13 protein-coding genes are annotated in these 15,327 nt (G+C 70.1%); all 13 read right to left on the bottom strand.

The annotated features are described in order from the left end of the window. Positions 1-7: 7 nt before the first annotated feature. Complete coding sequence (locus LMU33_RS29035; RefSeq protein WP_228623581.1) at positions 8-454, bottom strand: Cg1360 family ATP-synthase-associated protein; 447 nt, start codon at positions 452-454, stop codon at positions 8-10. Between the two features lie 302 nt (positions 455-756). Next, on the bottom strand, positions 757-2,085 hold the full coding sequence (locus LMU33_RS29030; protein WP_228623580.1) for an MraY family glycosyltransferase: 1,329 nt from the start codon (positions 2,083-2,085) through the stop codon (positions 757-759). A 151-nt stretch (positions 2,086-2,236) separates the two neighbouring features. After that, complete coding sequence (gene glyA, locus LMU33_RS29025; RefSeq protein ID WP_228623579.1) at positions 2,237-3,475, bottom strand: serine hydroxymethyltransferase; 1,239 nt, start codon at positions 3,473-3,475, stop codon at positions 2,237-2,239. An 83-nt stretch (positions 3,476-3,558) separates the two neighbouring features. Next, entirely contained in the window at positions 3,559-4,236 is a 678-nt protein-coding gene (locus LMU33_RS29020) for an arsenate reductase/protein-tyrosine-phosphatase family protein (protein WP_228623578.1), read from the bottom strand. Next, the gene (locus tag LMU33_RS29015; protein ID WP_228623577.1) at positions 4,233-4,880 is read right to left on the bottom strand and encodes an L-threonylcarbamoyladenylate synthase; all 648 of its coding nucleotides are present in this window, start codon (positions 4,878-4,880) and stop codon (positions 4,233-4,235) included. The genes LMU33_RS29020 and LMU33_RS29015 overlap by 4 nt, the downstream gene beginning before the upstream one ends. Before the next feature lie 52 nt (positions 4,881-4,932). After that, entirely contained in the window at positions 4,933-5,778 is an 846-nt protein-coding gene (gene prmC / locus LMU33_RS29010) for a peptide chain release factor N(5)-glutamine methyltransferase (RefSeq protein ID WP_228623576.1), read from the bottom strand. A 39-nt stretch (positions 5,779-5,817) separates the two neighbouring features. Further along, positions 5,818-6,885: a peptide chain release factor 1 gene (prfA, locus tag LMU33_RS29005; protein WP_228623575.1), complete on the bottom strand. Its 1,068-nt coding sequence runs from the start codon at positions 6,883-6,885 to the stop codon at positions 5,818-5,820. Between the two features lie 105 nt (positions 6,886-6,990). Continuing rightward, a complete protein-coding gene (rpmE, locus tag LMU33_RS29000) occupies positions 6,991-7,215 on the bottom strand; it encodes a 50S ribosomal protein L31 (RefSeq protein WP_014675000.1) in 225 nt (74 codons plus the stop codon). Positions 7,216-7,370: 155 nt separating this feature from the next. Continuing rightward, entirely contained in the window at positions 7,371-8,501 is a 1,131-nt protein-coding gene (locus tag LMU33_RS28995) for an LCP family protein (RefSeq protein ID WP_228623574.1), read from the bottom strand. Between the two features lie 196 nt (positions 8,502-8,697). Next, positions 8,698-10,587 (bottom strand): trypsin-like serine protease, encoded by a 1,890-nt coding sequence (locus LMU33_RS28990; protein ID WP_249814398.1) that lies wholly within the window; start codon positions 10,585-10,587, stop codon positions 8,698-8,700. Positions 10,588-10,717: 130 nt separating this feature from the next. After that, positions 10,718-12,706 (bottom strand): transcription termination factor Rho, encoded by a 1,989-nt coding sequence (gene rho / locus LMU33_RS28985; RefSeq protein ID WP_228623573.1) that lies wholly within the window; start codon positions 12,704-12,706, stop codon positions 10,718-10,720. A 404-nt stretch (positions 12,707-13,110) separates the two neighbouring features. After that, positions 13,111-14,028, bottom strand: a complete 918-nt coding sequence (gene thrB, locus LMU33_RS28980; RefSeq protein ID WP_228623572.1) for a homoserine kinase — start codon at positions 14,026-14,028, stop codon at positions 13,111-13,113. Between the two features lie 239 nt (positions 14,029-14,267). After that, positions 14,268-15,326, bottom strand: a complete 1,059-nt coding sequence (gene thrC, locus LMU33_RS28975; protein WP_228623571.1) for a threonine synthase — start codon at positions 15,324-15,326, stop codon at positions 14,268-14,270. Position 15,327: the final 1 nt, after the last annotated feature.

The raw sequence follows: 15,327 nt of genomic DNA, 5'->3' as shown, positions 1-15,327 counted from the left end.
CTACCTCTCACGACGAGTGCCCCGACTTGTGGGACTTTTCGTTGTTCGAGGAGGAGGTCGAATCGGGTTCGACGTAGAGAATCTTGGACTTCATGTGCGCCCGCGTCTGCGCGGCGATCCAGGTGAGGGTGCCGGCGACGAGCGTGAGCGCGAAGGCCCTGGGGTTGAACAGCGTGGTGTGCTTGAACGCGGCCACGAAGACGAACAGCAGCAGGATCTGGGCCGCGTACAGCATCAGTCCCATGGCCTGGAAGAGGTGCGGAAGCGATGTGGCGGTGCGCTGGAGCACGTACAGGCCCAGCCCCATGAAGAGAATCACGATCAGCGTCGCGACGACGGCCCCGATCGCCCCCTTGCCGCCCGCGACCACACCGCTGACGACGGCGGCAATCGCGCCGACGGCAGCCGTGGGCACGGCAGCCTGGGCCAGAATCCGGACGTCATTGGACGGCATGGCGGCAACTCCGCTTTCACAGGGGGCAGGGTGTCGTCATGGACGAGCGTAGTCCCGGGCTGAGTGATCGAATCCTCAGGTCGAGGGGCCCACGCACTTGGGTCCTTCGACGCTCTCCGGGTTCTCGTGAACCGTATCACAAACTATTTGATGAGGTCTTTACCTGGTGGGTGTGCTTGCTGTCACACATGAGAATGACAGTGCGCGTCTGTGCAGAGACGGCGCCCACTTGTCTGGTATTAGGGGCCTTTGCTCCCCCATGAGTCGGCAATGCTCTAGTCAGATTCTTACCTTGGACTGTCTCAGCGTCGGTCAAGGAAACGCGAACGAGCGCCGATCGCGGTCGCTCCATTGACGCCCGAGATCCCGGCGGTGACGGGCGAGCGTTCCCCGGCCTCCTGCGTCTCCGGCATCTCCTGCGGCTCGTCGGCCTCCCTGGCCACAGCGGCCTCGGCCGCACGGCGGCGCAGGCGGTAGCGCGGCGGAACGAACCGCTGGGCCCACACCGGCACCCGCGGCGTGAAGCGCGGGAGCAGCAGCAGGACCAGGCCTACCGCGCTGAGGAAGACCACGCCCAGCACGATCCACATCGAGGCCGAGTTGACCGAGTAGGCCAGCGCGCCGAAGGCGATCAGCGCCGACCAGAAGTACATGATCAGCACCGCCCGGCTGTGCGAGTGGCCGATCTCCAGCAGGCGGTGGTGCAGATGGCCGCGGTCGGCCGCGAACGGGGACTGGCCGCGCCAGGTGCGCCGTACGATCGCGAGGACCAGGTCCGCCGCCGGCACCGCGATGATCGTCAGCGGCAGCAGCAGCGGGATGTAGACCGGCACCGTCTGGTGCACCGCCGCCTTCTCCGACCCCGTGAACAGCGCGAGCGCGTCCGGGTCCAGCTGGCCGGTGATCGAGATCGCGCCGGCCGCCAGCACCAGGCCGATCAGCATCGAGCCGGAGTCGCCCATGAAGATCCGCGCCGGGTGCATGTTGTGCGGCAGGAAGCCCAGGCACATGCCCATCAGGATCGCCGCGAACAGCGTCGCCGGGGCGGCGGCCTCGATGCCGTACGAGTACCAGATCCGGTACGAGTACAGGAAGAACGCGGCCGCCGCGATGCAGACCATGCCGGCCGCGAGGCCGTCCAGGCCGTCCACGAAGTTCACCGCGTTGATCGTGATGACGACGAGCGCCACGGTCAGCAGCGTGCCCTGCCACTGGGTCAGCGCCACGTTGCCGACGCCGGGGATGGGCAGCCACAGGATCGTCAGACCCTGGACCACCATCACGCCCGCGGCGATCATCTGGCCGCCCAGCTTGATCAGCGCGTCGATCTCGAACTTGTCGTCCAGGACGCCGATCAGCCAGATCAGGGCCGCGCCGGAGAGCAGGGCCCGCGGCTCGTTCGACTTCGCGAAGACCTCGTTGAGGTTGGTCAGGTGGTCCGCGACCAGCAGCCCCGCGCACAGGCCGAAGAACATGGCGATACCGCCGAGGCGCGGAGTGGGTTCCCGGTGCACGTCACGCGCCCGGATCTCCGGCATCGCCCCGGCCACGATCGCGAACTTCCGTACCGGCCCTGTCAGCAGGTACGTCACCGCGGCCGTGATGCAGAGCGTCAGCAGGTATTCACGCACAGGCTTCCCCACGGGTCTCGCTGGCCATCACAGCCCCACACCCTAGCGATGGACGTATACGGATGGGGACTTCCGGGTAGCCACGATGGTTGCACGCCTGGCTGTGGGTCATGGCGCACAACGGGATGTACGGGACAACGCCTACCCCCGTTCAGCCCGGATACGGCGGAAAAGCTCCTGTGAGAACGCGCACCTCGTCCCGGGCCCCGGCAGGATCCCGCTCGCCGCGCAGCACGGCCGCCATCAGCGCGGCGATCCGCACCATCTCCGGCTCCCCCATGCCCTGCGTGGTCACCGCGGCCGTGCCCAGGCGCAGGCCCCGGCCGTCGCCGTGCGGCAGCGCGCAGCAGTCCAGGACGATTCCGGCGGCGGCCAGCCGGCCGCGCGCGGTACGGCCGTCCACCCCGAGCGGGGCGGGGTCGGCGGTGATCAGGTGGGTGTCCGTGCCGCCGGTGGTGACCGTCAGGCCCTCGGCGGCCAGGTGACCGGCGAGAACCCGTGCGTTGGCGACCACCTGATGGGCGTACGCGGCGAAGGCCGGTGTTGCCGCCTCGCCGAACGCGACGGCCTTCGCGGCGATCGTGTGCATCTGCGCGCCGCCCTGGGTGAACGGGAACACCGCCCGGTCGACGCGCTCGGCCAGTTCGCTGCCGCACAGGATCATCCCGCCGCGCGGACCGCGCAGCACCTTGTGGGTGGTCGCGCACACGATGTCGGCGTACGGCACCGGGTTCGGCGCCGCGCCGCCGGCGACCAGCCCGATCGGGTGCGCGGCGTCGGCGATCAGATAGGCCCCGACCTCGTCGGCGACCTCGCGGAAGAAGGCGTAGTCGATGTGCCGGGGATAGGCGATCGAGCCGCACACGATCGCCTTGGGACGGTGGCCCAGGGCCAGGTGACGCACCTGGTCGTGGTCGATGAGCCCGGTCTCCGCGTCCACCCCGTACCCGACGAAGTCGAACCAGCGGCCGGAGAAGTTCGCGGGAGAGCCGTGGGTGAGATGGCCGCCGTAGTGCAGTCCGAGGGCGAGGACGGTGTCGCCGGGGCGCAGCAGGGCGGCGTAGGCGGCCAGGACGGCCGAGGATCCGGAGTGGGACTGGACGTTGGCGTGTTCGGCGCCGAACAGCTCCTTGGCGCGGTCGATGGCGGCGCGTTCGGCGAGGTCGACGATCTCGCAGCCGCCGTGGTGCCGGGCGCCGGGATAGCCCTCGGCGTACTTGTTGGCGAGCGCGGAGCCGAGCGCGGCGAGCACGGCCGGCGAGCAGAAGTTCTCGGCTGCGATCAGCTGCAGGGTGGTGGACTGCCGGTCCAGCTCCGCGAGGAGGATCTCGGCCATCGCCGGGTCCTGCCGCCGCAGGACGTCGGTCTCGAGGGTAGGGGTGACCGACATGGCGGGCTCCCGGGCGGTCGACGGTGACGTATCACCAATGTAGGCCGGGGATGTGCGATATGCCCGGTATCGACGTCCAGCGTCTACGTACGCGCCGGTACCCCGGTCAGCGCCGTCACCACCGGATCCAGCGCCTGGTGTATCTCGTCCCCGATCGACCGGAAGAACGTCAGGGGCGCCCCGTACGGGTCGTGGACCTCGTCCGCCTCCGCCGTGGGCGCGAGCAGCCACCCGCGCAGCGCCGCCGCCGCCCGGACCAGGGCGCGGGCGCGCATGACCACGCCGTCCTCCAGGGGCGGCAGCGTGGCCGTGTCTATCGCGCGGACCAGGCGGGTGAACTCCTTCAGGGTGAAGGTGCGCAGGCCCGCCGAATGGCCCATGGAGATGACCTGGGCGCGGTGGTCGCGGGTCGCGGTGAGGACCAGGTCGGCCATGATGACGTGCTCGTCGAGCAGTTCCCTGCCGGTGAAGCCGGAGGCGTCCGCGCCGAAGTCGGCCAGCACGGCTTCTGCGTTGGCCTCCATCGGCGCGCCCTCGTGACCCCAGGTGCCCGCGCTCTCCACGATCAGCCCGCCGCCGAGCACGCCGAGCCGCTCGGCCACGAAATGGCGGGTCAGCCGCTCGGTGATGGGCGAGCGGCACACATTGCCGGTGCTGACGTGGAGGATGCGGAAGGTGTCGCGCGGAAAGCCGAACGTCGTCGTCTGCTCCGCCGCACGTTCCCCGATGCCTATGCCACGCCCCGCTTCAGGGGCCGTCAATTCGCCACCTCGAGGTCGGGTACGACCTTGCGCAGCTCCTCCGGCGAGATCGCGCCCTCGCGCAGCAGCACCGGCACCCGGCCGGTGACGTCCACGATGGACGACGGCACGTTGCCCGGGGTGGGGCCGCCGTCGAGGTAGACGGAGACGGAGTCGGCGAGCATGTCCTGGGCGGCGTCGCAGTTCTCCGGGGCCGGGTGGCCGGTGAGGTTGGCGGAGGACACGGCCATCGGGCCGACCTCGGTGAGCAGTTCGATGGCGACCGGGTGCAGCGGCATGCGGACGGCCACCGTGCCCCGCGTGTCGCCCAGGTCCCACTGCAGGGACGGCTGGTGCTTGGCGACGAGGGTGAGGGCGCCCGGCCAGAACGCGTCGACCAGTTCCCAGGCCAGCTCGGAGAAGTCCGTGACGAGGCCGTGCAGCGTGTTCGGGGAGCCGATGAGGACGGGGGTGGGCATACTGCGGCCCCGGCCCTTGGCGGCGAGCAGGTCGGCGACCGCCTCCGAGGAGAACGCGTCGGCTCCGATGCCGTACACGGTGTCGGTCGGCAGGACCACCAGCTCGCCCCGGCGGACGGCGGACGCGGCCTCGCGCAGACCCGTCGCGCGGTCGGTCGCGTCGTTGGTGTCGTATCGCCGTGCCATGTCTAGCGGGCCTCCTCGTACACGTACTGCGGGATGAGAGTGGTCGGGGTGCTCACGGCAGCGCCTTGCGGGCGGTCGCGAACCGGGGGCGGTTGTTGAGGTCCGGGTGGTCGGCCGCGTCGGCCCAGCCCCGCTCCTCGGTGAAGATCCACGGCACCTGGCCGCCCTGGGTGTCGGCGTGCTCGATCACGACGACACCGCCCGGGCGCAGCAGCCGGTGAGCGGTGCGCTCGATGCCCCGGATCAGGTCGAGGCCGTCCTCGCCGGAGAACAACGCCATCTCGGGGTCGTAGTCACGGGCCTCCGGAGCCACGTACTCCCATTCCGTGAGCGGGATGTACGGCGGGTTGGAGATCACCAGGTCGACCTGTCCGTCGAGGTCGGGAAAGGCCGTCAGGGCGTCGCCCTGGCGCAGGTCGACCCTGGACCCCGCCACGTTCTTCCGCGTCCACACCAGGGCGTCCTCGGACAGCTCCACGGCGTGCACACGCGAGCGCGGGACCTCCTGGGCGAGGGCGAGCGCGATGGCGCCGGAGCCGGTGCACAGGTCGACGATGCACGGCTCGACGACGTCCATGGCGCGTACGGCGTCTATGGCCCAGCCCACCACGGACTCGGTCTCGGGCCGGGGCACGAACACGCCCGGACCCACCTGGAGTTCCAGGTAGCGGAAGTAGGCCCGCCCGGTGATGTGCTGCAGCGGCTCGCGCTGTTCGCGCCGGGCGATGACCTCCCAGTACCGGGCGTCGAAGTCCGAGTCCTTCACGGAGTGCAGTCCGCCGCGCTTCACACCGTGCACGAACGCGGCGAGCTCCTCCGCGTCGGTACGCGGCGAGGGCACGCCGGCGTCGGCCAGCCGCTGGGTGGCCTGGGCCACCTCCGCGAGCAGCAGGTTCACGCAAGTCCTCCGTGTCGTGCTCGTACGTGCGTAGGTGTCTTACGCGGCCGCCAGCTTCGCCGCCGAGTCGGCGTCGACGCAGGCCTGGATGACCGCGTCGAGGTCGCCGTCCAGGACCTGGTCCAGGTTGTACGCCTTGAAGCCGACGCGGTGGTCGGAAATGCGGTTCTCCGGGAAGTTGTAGGTGCGGATCTTCTCGGAGCGGTCGACCGTGCGGACCTGGCTGCGGCGGGCGTCGGCGGCCTCCCGCTCGGCCTCCTCCTGCGCCGCGGCGAGCAGCCTGGAGCGCAGGATACGCAGCGCCTGCTCCTTGTTCTGCAGCTGGCTCTTCTCGTTCTGGCAGGAGGCGACGACGCCGGTCGGCAGGTGCGTGATGCGCACCGCGGAGTCGGTCGTGTTGACCGACTGGCCGCCCGGGCCGGAGGACCGGTAGACGTCGATGCGGAGGTCGTTGGGGTTGATCTCCACGTCCACCTCCTCGGCCTCCGGGGTCACGAGGACACCGGCGGCGGAGGTGTGGATACGGCCCTGCGACTCGGTCGCCGGCACGCGCTGCACGCGGTGCACACCGCCCTCGTACTTCAGCCGGGCCCACACGCCCTGTCCGGGTTCGAGCTGGCCGCGGGCCTTGACCGCGACCTGGACGTCCTTGTAGCCGCCCAGCTCGGACTCGGTGGCGTCGATGATCTCGGTCTTCCAGCCGACGCGCTCGGCGTAGCGCAGGTACATGCGCAGCAGGTCGCCGGCGAAGAGGGCCGACTCGTCGCCGCCCGCGCCCGCCTTGATCTCCAGAATGACGTCCTTGTCGTCACTCGGGTCGCGCGGGATCAGCAGGAAGCGCAGGCGCTCGGTGAGCTCCTCGCGCTGCCTCTCCAGGTCCTTGACCTCGGCGGCGAAGTCGGGGTCGTCGGCCGCCAGCTCGCGCGCGGTCTCGCTGTCGTCGCCGGCCTGCTTCCAGGAGCGGTACGTGGCGACGATCGGGGTGAGCTCGGCGTAGCGCTTGTTCAGCTTGCGCGCGTTCTGCTGGTCGGAGTGGACCGACGGGTCGGCGAGCTTCTTCTCCAGATCGGCGTGCTCGGCGACGAGTTCCTCGACGGCCTCGAACATCTTGGGCTCCTGTACTGCGGGTGAGGGAAGGGCGGGCGACCAAAAACGCCGGTCCCGGGCACACCCCCACGAGGGCGTGACCGTGGACCGGCGAAATGGGGCTCGCTACTTCTTGGAGCCGGCGGCAGCCTTGCCGAAGCGGGCCTCGAAGCGGGCCACACGGCCACCGGTGTCGAGGATCTTCTGCTTGCCCGTGTAGAACGGGTGGCACTCGGAGCAGACCTCGGCCCGGATGGTGCCGGACTCGATGGTGCTACGAGTGGTGAACGACGCGCCACAGGTGCAGCTGACCTGCGTCTCGACGTACGCGGGGTGGATGTCGCGCTTCAAGGTGTCTCCTAGGTTTCGGGAGGGCGCCGGGTCGCTGCCGCGGGGTGCGGGAGCGTGAACCGGAGCCGACGTACCAGTCTGCCAGGACTGGGGCCATCCACCCAAACCGGGGGTGCGGTTGTTCTATTCCCGCGGGTGAGCGGGTGTACCGCCGGCTACCTCACCACGCCGTTGGCCTCACCCGTGGCCGTACCCGCCGTGGCCGACCTGGGGATCGGGCGGTCGTTCTTCAGCGCGTCCCAGACCAACTGGGCCTTCTGCTTCTCCATGAGCACGCGGTTGGGGTTCGCCGGGTCGTACCGGACCGGCATGGTGATCATGGTCATGTCCTTGGCGCCGATGCCCTTGAGGCCGTCCGCGAAGTCGATGAGGGAGTTGACCGAGCCGAGGTCGGAGTCGGTGGTGACCGTCTTGGTGGCGGTGTCGGCGAGGTCGTACAGCTTCTTGGGGCTGGTGAGCACGCCGACGTGCTTGACCTGGTTGAGCAGCGCCTTGACGAAGGCCTGCTGGAGCTGGATGCGGCCCAGGTCGGAGCCGTCGCCCACGCCGTGCCGGGTTCGGACCAGGCCGAGGGCCTGCCGGCCGTTCAGGGTGTGGGTGCCGGCCTTGAGGCTCAGGTGGCTCTGCGGGTCGTCGATGCTCTTGGCCGTGGTGACCGGGACGCCGCCGAGGTCGTCGATGAGCTTCTGGAAGCCCGCGAAGTCGACCTCGAGGTAGTGGTCCATGCGGATGCCGGTGAGGGACTCCACGGTCTTCACCGCGCAGGCCGCGCCGCCGGTGGAGTAGGCCTCGTTGAACATCGTGCCGTTCGCGGCCGGGTGCGTGGTGCCCTTGGTGTCGGTGCAGGCCGGGCGGTCGATCAGGGTGTCCCGGGGGACGGAGACCACGCCGGCCTTCTTGTGGCCCTCGTAGACGTGGACGATCATCGCCGTGTCGGAGCGGGCGCTGCCGTCGTCGGTGCCGCCGCCGAGCTTCTTGTTGGAGCCGGAGCGGGTGTCCGAGCCGAGGACCAGGATGTTCTCGGAGCCGTTGTCGATCTTCGAGGGCCGGTCGTTGCCGAGGGCCTGGTCGATGTCGACGCTCCGGATGTTGCCGTTGAGCCTGAAGTACAGGTAGCCCGCGCCCGTCCCCGCCAGCACCACCACTCCGGCGGCCGTCCACGCCGCGACGCGTACGCCCTTGCGGCCCTTGCCGCGGGCCTTGCGGCGGCGGCCCTTGCCGCTGCGGTGGGGGCCGGTCTCACCCGGCGTGGTTATGCCGGGCTCCGGCGTGCTCTCGGCGGACACGACACTCCTAGGTCTCGTCGCTCGGTTACCCCCTGCTTTCAGGGTCAGGCGCGGTCGGTACCGCTCCATCGTCGCTCCGTAAGGGCAGACGGAGAAACTCGGGCAAGGGTTGCACAACGCACGGTGCCCATCGCGTGGGGCGATGGGCACCGTGCGTCATCGGGTTACGGGCGGTGAGCCTCGCTCACCTGGGGTTTCAGCCCCAGATGTCGTACGCCTGGAAACCGGTGCCGACCGAGATCCTTGTGGCAAAGATCTCGCTGGTCGCCTTGCCGGTGCCCGGGTACAGGTAGAGCGTGCCGCCGGTGTTGCGGGCCAGGAAGTCGGCCTTGCCGTCACCGGTGATGTCGCCGACCGCGTCGAAGGCGTTGTAGCCGGTCCAGGCGCTGCGCACCTTGATCCGGGCGGCGAAGGCGCCCGAGCCGGACGTGCCGGTGCCCCGGTACAGGTACACGTCGCCGGTGCTGCTCTGGCGGGCGATCAGGTCGGCCTTGCCATCGCCGTCGAAGTCGCCGTGGCCGCGCAGGGAGTTGTACTGGCCCCAGCCGGAGCCCACCTTGACGGGGGAGGCGAAGGAGCCGTCGCCCTTGCCCGGGTAGATCCACAGGTTGCCGGAGGAGTCGACCGAGAGCAGGTCGGGCAGGTAGTCGCCGGTGACGTCACCGGGGGCGACGGTGAACTTCCGGGTGGACCAGTTGCTGAAGATCTCCTTCTTGCTCCAGCTCTGGGTGGCCGGGATGTAGTGCAGCCAGAAGACCGCGCCGTCGCTGCTGCGGCGCAGGACGAAGTCCTGGTAGCCGTCCCGGTCCAGGTCCGTCTGCAGGATCGTGTTGTAGCCCGAGAAGCTGCCCCAGGAGATGCGGGCCCCGAACGAGGTGCCCTGGGAGTCCTTCTCGTAGCCGGTGGACGTGGACTGGCTGCGGACGAACAGATCGGCCCTGTGGTCGCCGCTGAGGTTGGTGTCGTCGATGCGCGGGTAGGCGGCGCCGACGTACGTCCTCACCTTGCTGAACACGCTGTAGGAACCCTTGGCGACGCAGTTCTCCACGCCCCAGGAGACGATGCCGACGACGCGGTTGTTCACGACCAGCGGGCCGCCGGAGTCGCCGTTGCAGGTGGCCGTGGTGCCGGAGTCGCTGCCGGACGCGGGGTTGCCCGCGCAGACCATGTGGCCCGCGATGAACGGGTCGCTGCCGTCGGGCTGCTTGTAGGCGGTCGCGCACGTGCTGTCGGACTGGATCGGCAGGGTCGCCGTCTTGAGCGTCTGCGAGATGTCCTGGCTGGTGGAGCTGGTGCGGCCCCAGCCGTAGACCTTGGCGCTCGTGCCGGCCGCGTAGGACGCCGTGTCGGTCGACGTCGTCATGCGGATCGGCGTGGCCTTGACCGGGCTCGGCAGGGTCAGTACGGCGATGTCGTTGTCGATGGCCGTCGCGTTGTACGACGGGTGGTTCCACTGCCGCCAGACACCGGAGACCGTGCCGCCGTGCAGGTCGGTGTTGCCGGAGGTGTCGGTGGTGGGCAGCTGGTCGGTGCCGGTGACGATGGCGCCGTTGGCGTGCCAGTCGAAGCCCTTGACGCAGTGCGCGGCGGTCAGGATCTTCGTCGGCGCCACCACGGCACCGCCGCAGAAGAAGCCGACGTCGTCGCCGGTGGCCGTGGTGCCCTTGTCGTCGTAGTACCAGAGCTGGGCCATCCACGGGGCCGAGGTGATGGTCGTGGTGGTACCGCCGATGATCATCGGGCTGACGGTGCCGGTGCCGGACGCCGTGGACGAGGAAGACGAAGAAGACGAAGAAGACGAGGACGACGAGGACGACGTCCCGGCGCCGCTCGTGTCCTTGGTCCGCGAGGCCTTCTTGAAGTCCTTGTCGGTGGTGAGCGCGCCCGCGACGCGGTCCGTCAGCTCGCTGAGCGACGCGGAGCTGGTGGCCGGCTTGACGGTCGGCGAGGCCGAGGCCGTCGTGGCACCGGCGGAGGTGGTCAGCAGCGCGGCGGCGACGGCCGCGGCGACACCGGCGGCGGCGACGGGCAGGCCGATGCGTATGCGACGTCTGTGCCGGCCGGCGCGGGGCAGAGGTGTGGACAAAAGAGTCCCCCCATGAGGCGATGAGTCAGAAGGGGCGCGTGACACGCACCCGTACCTCTCAGCGCCAAAGAGCCGCCCCCCGTCACCGATTGACGGGGGGCGGCTCTCTTTCTTACCCAGTCTCTACCGACTAGTCGCCGTTGCCGGGCGTCGGCGTCGTCTTCTGAATCTGCATCAGGAACTCGACGTTCGACTTGGTCTGCTTCATCTTGTCGAGCAGCAGCTCGATCGCCTGCTGCTGGTCCAGCGCGTGCAGCACTCGGCGCAGCTTCCAGACGATGCCCAGCTCCTCGGCCCCGAGCAGGATCTCTTCCTTACGCGTACCGGAGGCGTCGACGTCCACGGCGGGGAAGATCCGCTTGTCCGCGAGCTTGCGGTCGAGCTTGAGCTCCATGTTGCCCGTGCCCTTGAACTCCTCGAAGATCACCTCGTCCATGCGGGACCCGGTGTCCACGAGAGCCGTGGCCAGGATGGTCAGCGAACCGCCGTCCTCGATGTTGCGCGCCGCACCGAAGAACCGCTTCGGCGGGTACAGCGCGGTCGAGTCGACACCACCGGACAGGATGCGTCCGGAGGCCGGAGCCGCCAGGTTGTAGGCGCGGCCCAGACGCGTGATCGAGTCGAGCAGCACGACGACGTCGTGACCCAGCTCCACCAGGCGCTTGGCACGCTCGATGGCGAGCTCGGCGACCGTGGTGTGGTCCTCGGCCGGGCGGTCGAAGGTCGAGGAGATGACCTCGCCCTTCACCGACCGCTGCATGTCGGTGACCTCTTCCGGACGCTCGTCGACGAGGACGACCATCAGGTGGCACTCGGGGTTGTTGTGCGTGATCGCGTTGGCGATCGCCTGCATGATCATGGTCTTACCGGTCTTCGGCGGGGCCACGATCAGACCGCGCTGGCCCTTGCCGATCGGCGAGACCAGGTCGATGATGCGGGTCGTCAGCACACCCGGGTCGGTCTCCAGGCGGAGCCGGTCCTGCGGGTAGAGCGGGGTCAGCTTGTTGAACTCCGGGCGGCCACGGCCGTGTTCGGGCGCCATGCCGTTGACGGAGTCGAGGCGGACCAGCGCGTTGAACTTCTCGCGGCGCTCGCCCTCCTTCGGCTGACGGACCGCACCCGTGACGTGGTCGCCCTTGCGCAGGCCGTTCTTGCGGACCTGGGCGAGGGAGACGTACACGTCGTTCGGGCCCGGCAGGTAGCCGGAGGTCCGGATGAAGGCGTAGTTGTCGAGGATGTCCAGGATGCCCGCGACGGGGATCAGGACGTCGTCCTCGGCGAGCTGCGGCTCGGCGATCTCGTCGCGGCCACGGCGGCCACGGCGGTCCCGGTAACGGCCGCGCCGGCCCCGGCGGCCGCCCTCGAAGTCGTCGTCGTCCTGCTGGCGGTCCTGGCGGCCGCCCTGCTGCTGGCCCTGCGGCTGACGCTGCTGGCCGCCCTGCTGGTCGTCGCCCTTGCCGCGGCGGTCGCGGTCACGGTCGCGGTCGCGCTCGCGGTCCCGGCCGCGCTCCCGGCGGTCGCGGCGGCCACGGCCGTCGCCGTCACCGGCGTCGCCCTTGGCGGCCTCGCCCTGCGCCTGCGGCTGCTGGGCCGGCGTCTCGGCCTTGGGCTCCGCCTTGGCCTCGGCGGCGACGGTCTCGGCACTGCTCGGGGCGGGGCTGCCGGCCTCGGCGGTGGCACGGCGGCGACGGCGCTCGGTCGGGGCGTCGTCGGAGGCCGGCTGGCCCGGGATCTCGATCTGCTGCTGGGCCACGGCCTTCTCGGCGGGGGCCTCGGCCTTGGCCTCCGCCTTCTTCTCGGCGTCGTCGCCGGTACGGGCCTTGGAGGTGGCGCGGCGCTTCGGCTTGGTCTCGGTGGCGGTCTCGGCCTTGGGGGCAGCTCCCCCGGCGGCCTGCGCCTCCTTGATGACCTCGATCAGCTGGCTCTTGCGCATCCGCGCGGTGCCCCTGATGCCGAGGCCCGAGGCGACCTGCTGCAGCTCGGCCAGCACCATGCCCTCGAGGCCGGTACCGCGGCGCCGCCGGGAGCCGGCACCGGTGGCAGGCGCGGAGGCGTCCGTGGCGGGCGCGGCAGCGGTCTCCTCGACACGTGCGCCCATCAGATCGGTGGTGTCGCTCACGAAGGGTCCTTCCCTGGAGCGGACGTCGGCCTGTCTGGCTCGGCGACCGGTTGTGCTGTCCGGCTACGGTCCTGTCTTCCGTGAACCGTGCCGGGGCGGTGGTCCGCCAAAGCGGCGGAGGAAATGTGCGTTGATTGGCGCTTCCGCGAGCCGTGGCACCGAGTGTCACGTGGCGTGGTAGCACCGATTCCGGAGCGTGCCCGGCGGCCCGCTCAGTGCCCGCATACGACGTACTGCCCAGGTACGGCGTACGGAACACGGAGTGGCGTGGGGGGCTCCCGGAAGAATGTCTGTCCCGGACTGGGACACGAGGCACCTCGCCATGGTGGGGTCGGGTGCAGACTTGAGGTTAACACTACCGGATCCAACAAACATTCCCCCTCTCCAAATCCGGCAACCGTGTGTCAGGTCGCAAGCGGCAGCACGCTCGCTCCCTGGACATCGAGGTCCAGCCGGTTCGCGGCCCAGCCCACGCCCGCGAGGTGGGCCACCTTGTCGGCGCTCTCGGCGTCGGCCAGCGCCATGACGGTGGGTCCGGCGCCCGAGATGACGGCCGGGATGCCGTCGGCGCGCAGCCGCTCCACCAGCGCGGCGCTCTCCGGCATGGCCGGGGCGCGGTACTCCTGGTGGAGGCGGTCCTCGGTGGCGGGCAGCAGCAGCTCGGGGCGCCGGGTGAGGGCCTCGACGAGCAGGGCGGCACGGCCCGCGTTGACGGCGGCGTCGACGTGCGGCACGGTGCGCGGCAGCAGGCCGCGCGCGGTCTCGGTCAGGACCGGCTTTCCGGGCACGAAAACCACCGGAACGATGGAATCGCCGGGCTCCATCCTGATCGCCCGGGCGGCGCCGGCCTCCATCCAGGACAGGGTGAAGCCGCCGAGCAGACACGCGGCCACGTTGTCCGGGTGGCCCTCGATCTCGGTGGCCAGCTCCAGCAGCGCCGCGTCGTCCAGACGGGCCTCGCCGCCTATGGTCACCGCGCGGGCGGCGACGATGCCGGCGCAGATGGCGGCGGAGGAGGAGCCGAGACCGCGGCCGTGCGGGATGCGGTTGGCGCAGACGATCTCCAGGCCCCGGGGCTGCCCGCCCAGCAGATCGAAGGCGGTGCGCAGGGAACGGACGAGAAGGTGAGACTCGTCACGCGGAAGGGTCTCGCTGCCCTCCCCCGCGATGTCGATGTGCAGCCCGGAGTCGGCCACCCGGACGACCACGTCGTCGTAGAGCCCCAGCGCGAGGCCGAGGGCGTCGAAGCCCGGGCCGAGGTTGGCGCTGGTGGCGGGAACGCGCACCCGGACGGCGGCGGCGCGGAACGCTGGACCGGCCATCGCTCGTTGACTCTCCTTGAGCTGCGTGACTGTCGAAGACATTCGATACGTACGTGGAGACCCTCCGGCCGCGCAGACGGCGCGGCGTCGCCCATATGCGCAGCCATGTGCCAGGCATATGCAACGGGCGGGTTCAGTACAGCCTATCGAAGGAAGGTTCTGTGGCGACATAGGGCGCACAGGAGGCGCACGATGCGTGTCGCAAGCCCCCTGTGCACCCTGTCAGGGTTTTCCCGGATTCAGGCCAGGCCGAGGCGCTCGGCGGCGGCGACCGCGTCGACCGGGACGGTGACCGGCTGAGGGGCGCCGGCGACGGCCCAGTCGGGGTCCTTCAGGCCGTTGCCGGTGACCGTGCACACGATCTTCTGGCCCGGGTCGACCTTGCCCTGCTCGGCGGCCTTCAGCAGACCGGCCACGGAGGCGGCGGAGGCGGGCTCCACGAAGACGCCCTCCTGCGCGGCCAACAACCGGTAGGCGCGCAGGATTTCACGGTCCGTCACCTCGTCGATGGCGCCGCCCGACTCGTCGCGCGCGGCGAGGGCGTACTGCCAGGAGGCGGGGTTGCCGATGCGGATGGCGGTGGCGATGGTCGACGGGTCCTTGACGACCTCCCCGCGCACGATCGGAGCGCTGCCGGAGGCCTGGAAGCCCCACATGCGCGGGGTCCTCGTGGCGATGCCGTCGGCGGCGTACTCCTTGTAGCCCTTCCAGTAGGCGGTGATGTTGCCCGCGTTGCCCACCGGCAGGACGTGGATGTCGGGGGCGTCGCCGAGCATGTCCACGATCTCGAAGGCAGCCGTCTTCTGGCCCTCGATACGCACCGGGTTGACCGAATTGACCAGCGCCACCGGGTAGTTCTCGCTCAGCGAGCGCGCGAGGGTGAGGCAGTCGTCGAAGTTTCCGTCGACCTGGAGGATCTTCGCGCCGTGCACGAGGGCCTGGCCCATCTTGCCGAGGGCGATCTTGCCCTGCGGGACGAGAACGGCCGAAACCATGCCGGCCCGCACGGCGTAAGCGGCGGCGGAGGCCGAGGTGTTGCCGGTGGAGGCGCAGATGACGGCCTTGGCCCCCTCCTCCTTCGCCTTGGAGATGGCCATGGTCATGCCGCGGTCCTTGAAGGACCCGGTGGGGTTGGCCCCCTCCACCTTCAGGTGGACCTCGCAGCCCGTGCGCTCGGAGAGCACCTGCGCGGGCACGAGGGGCGTGCCGCCCTCGCGGAGCGTCACGACCGGCGTGGTGTCGGATACCGGCAGCCGGTCCCGGTACTCCTCGATGATTCCGCGCCACTGGTGGGTCATT

The sequence above is a fragment of the Streptomyces barringtoniae genome (assembly GCF_020819595.1).
In the GTDB taxonomy this organism is placed as follows: Bacteria; Actinomycetota; Actinomycetes; order Streptomycetales; family Streptomycetaceae; genus Streptomyces; species Streptomyces barringtoniae.
The sequence above is the reverse complement of the archived record's forward strand: the minus strand, read 5'-3'. Positions and strand labels throughout refer to the sequence as shown.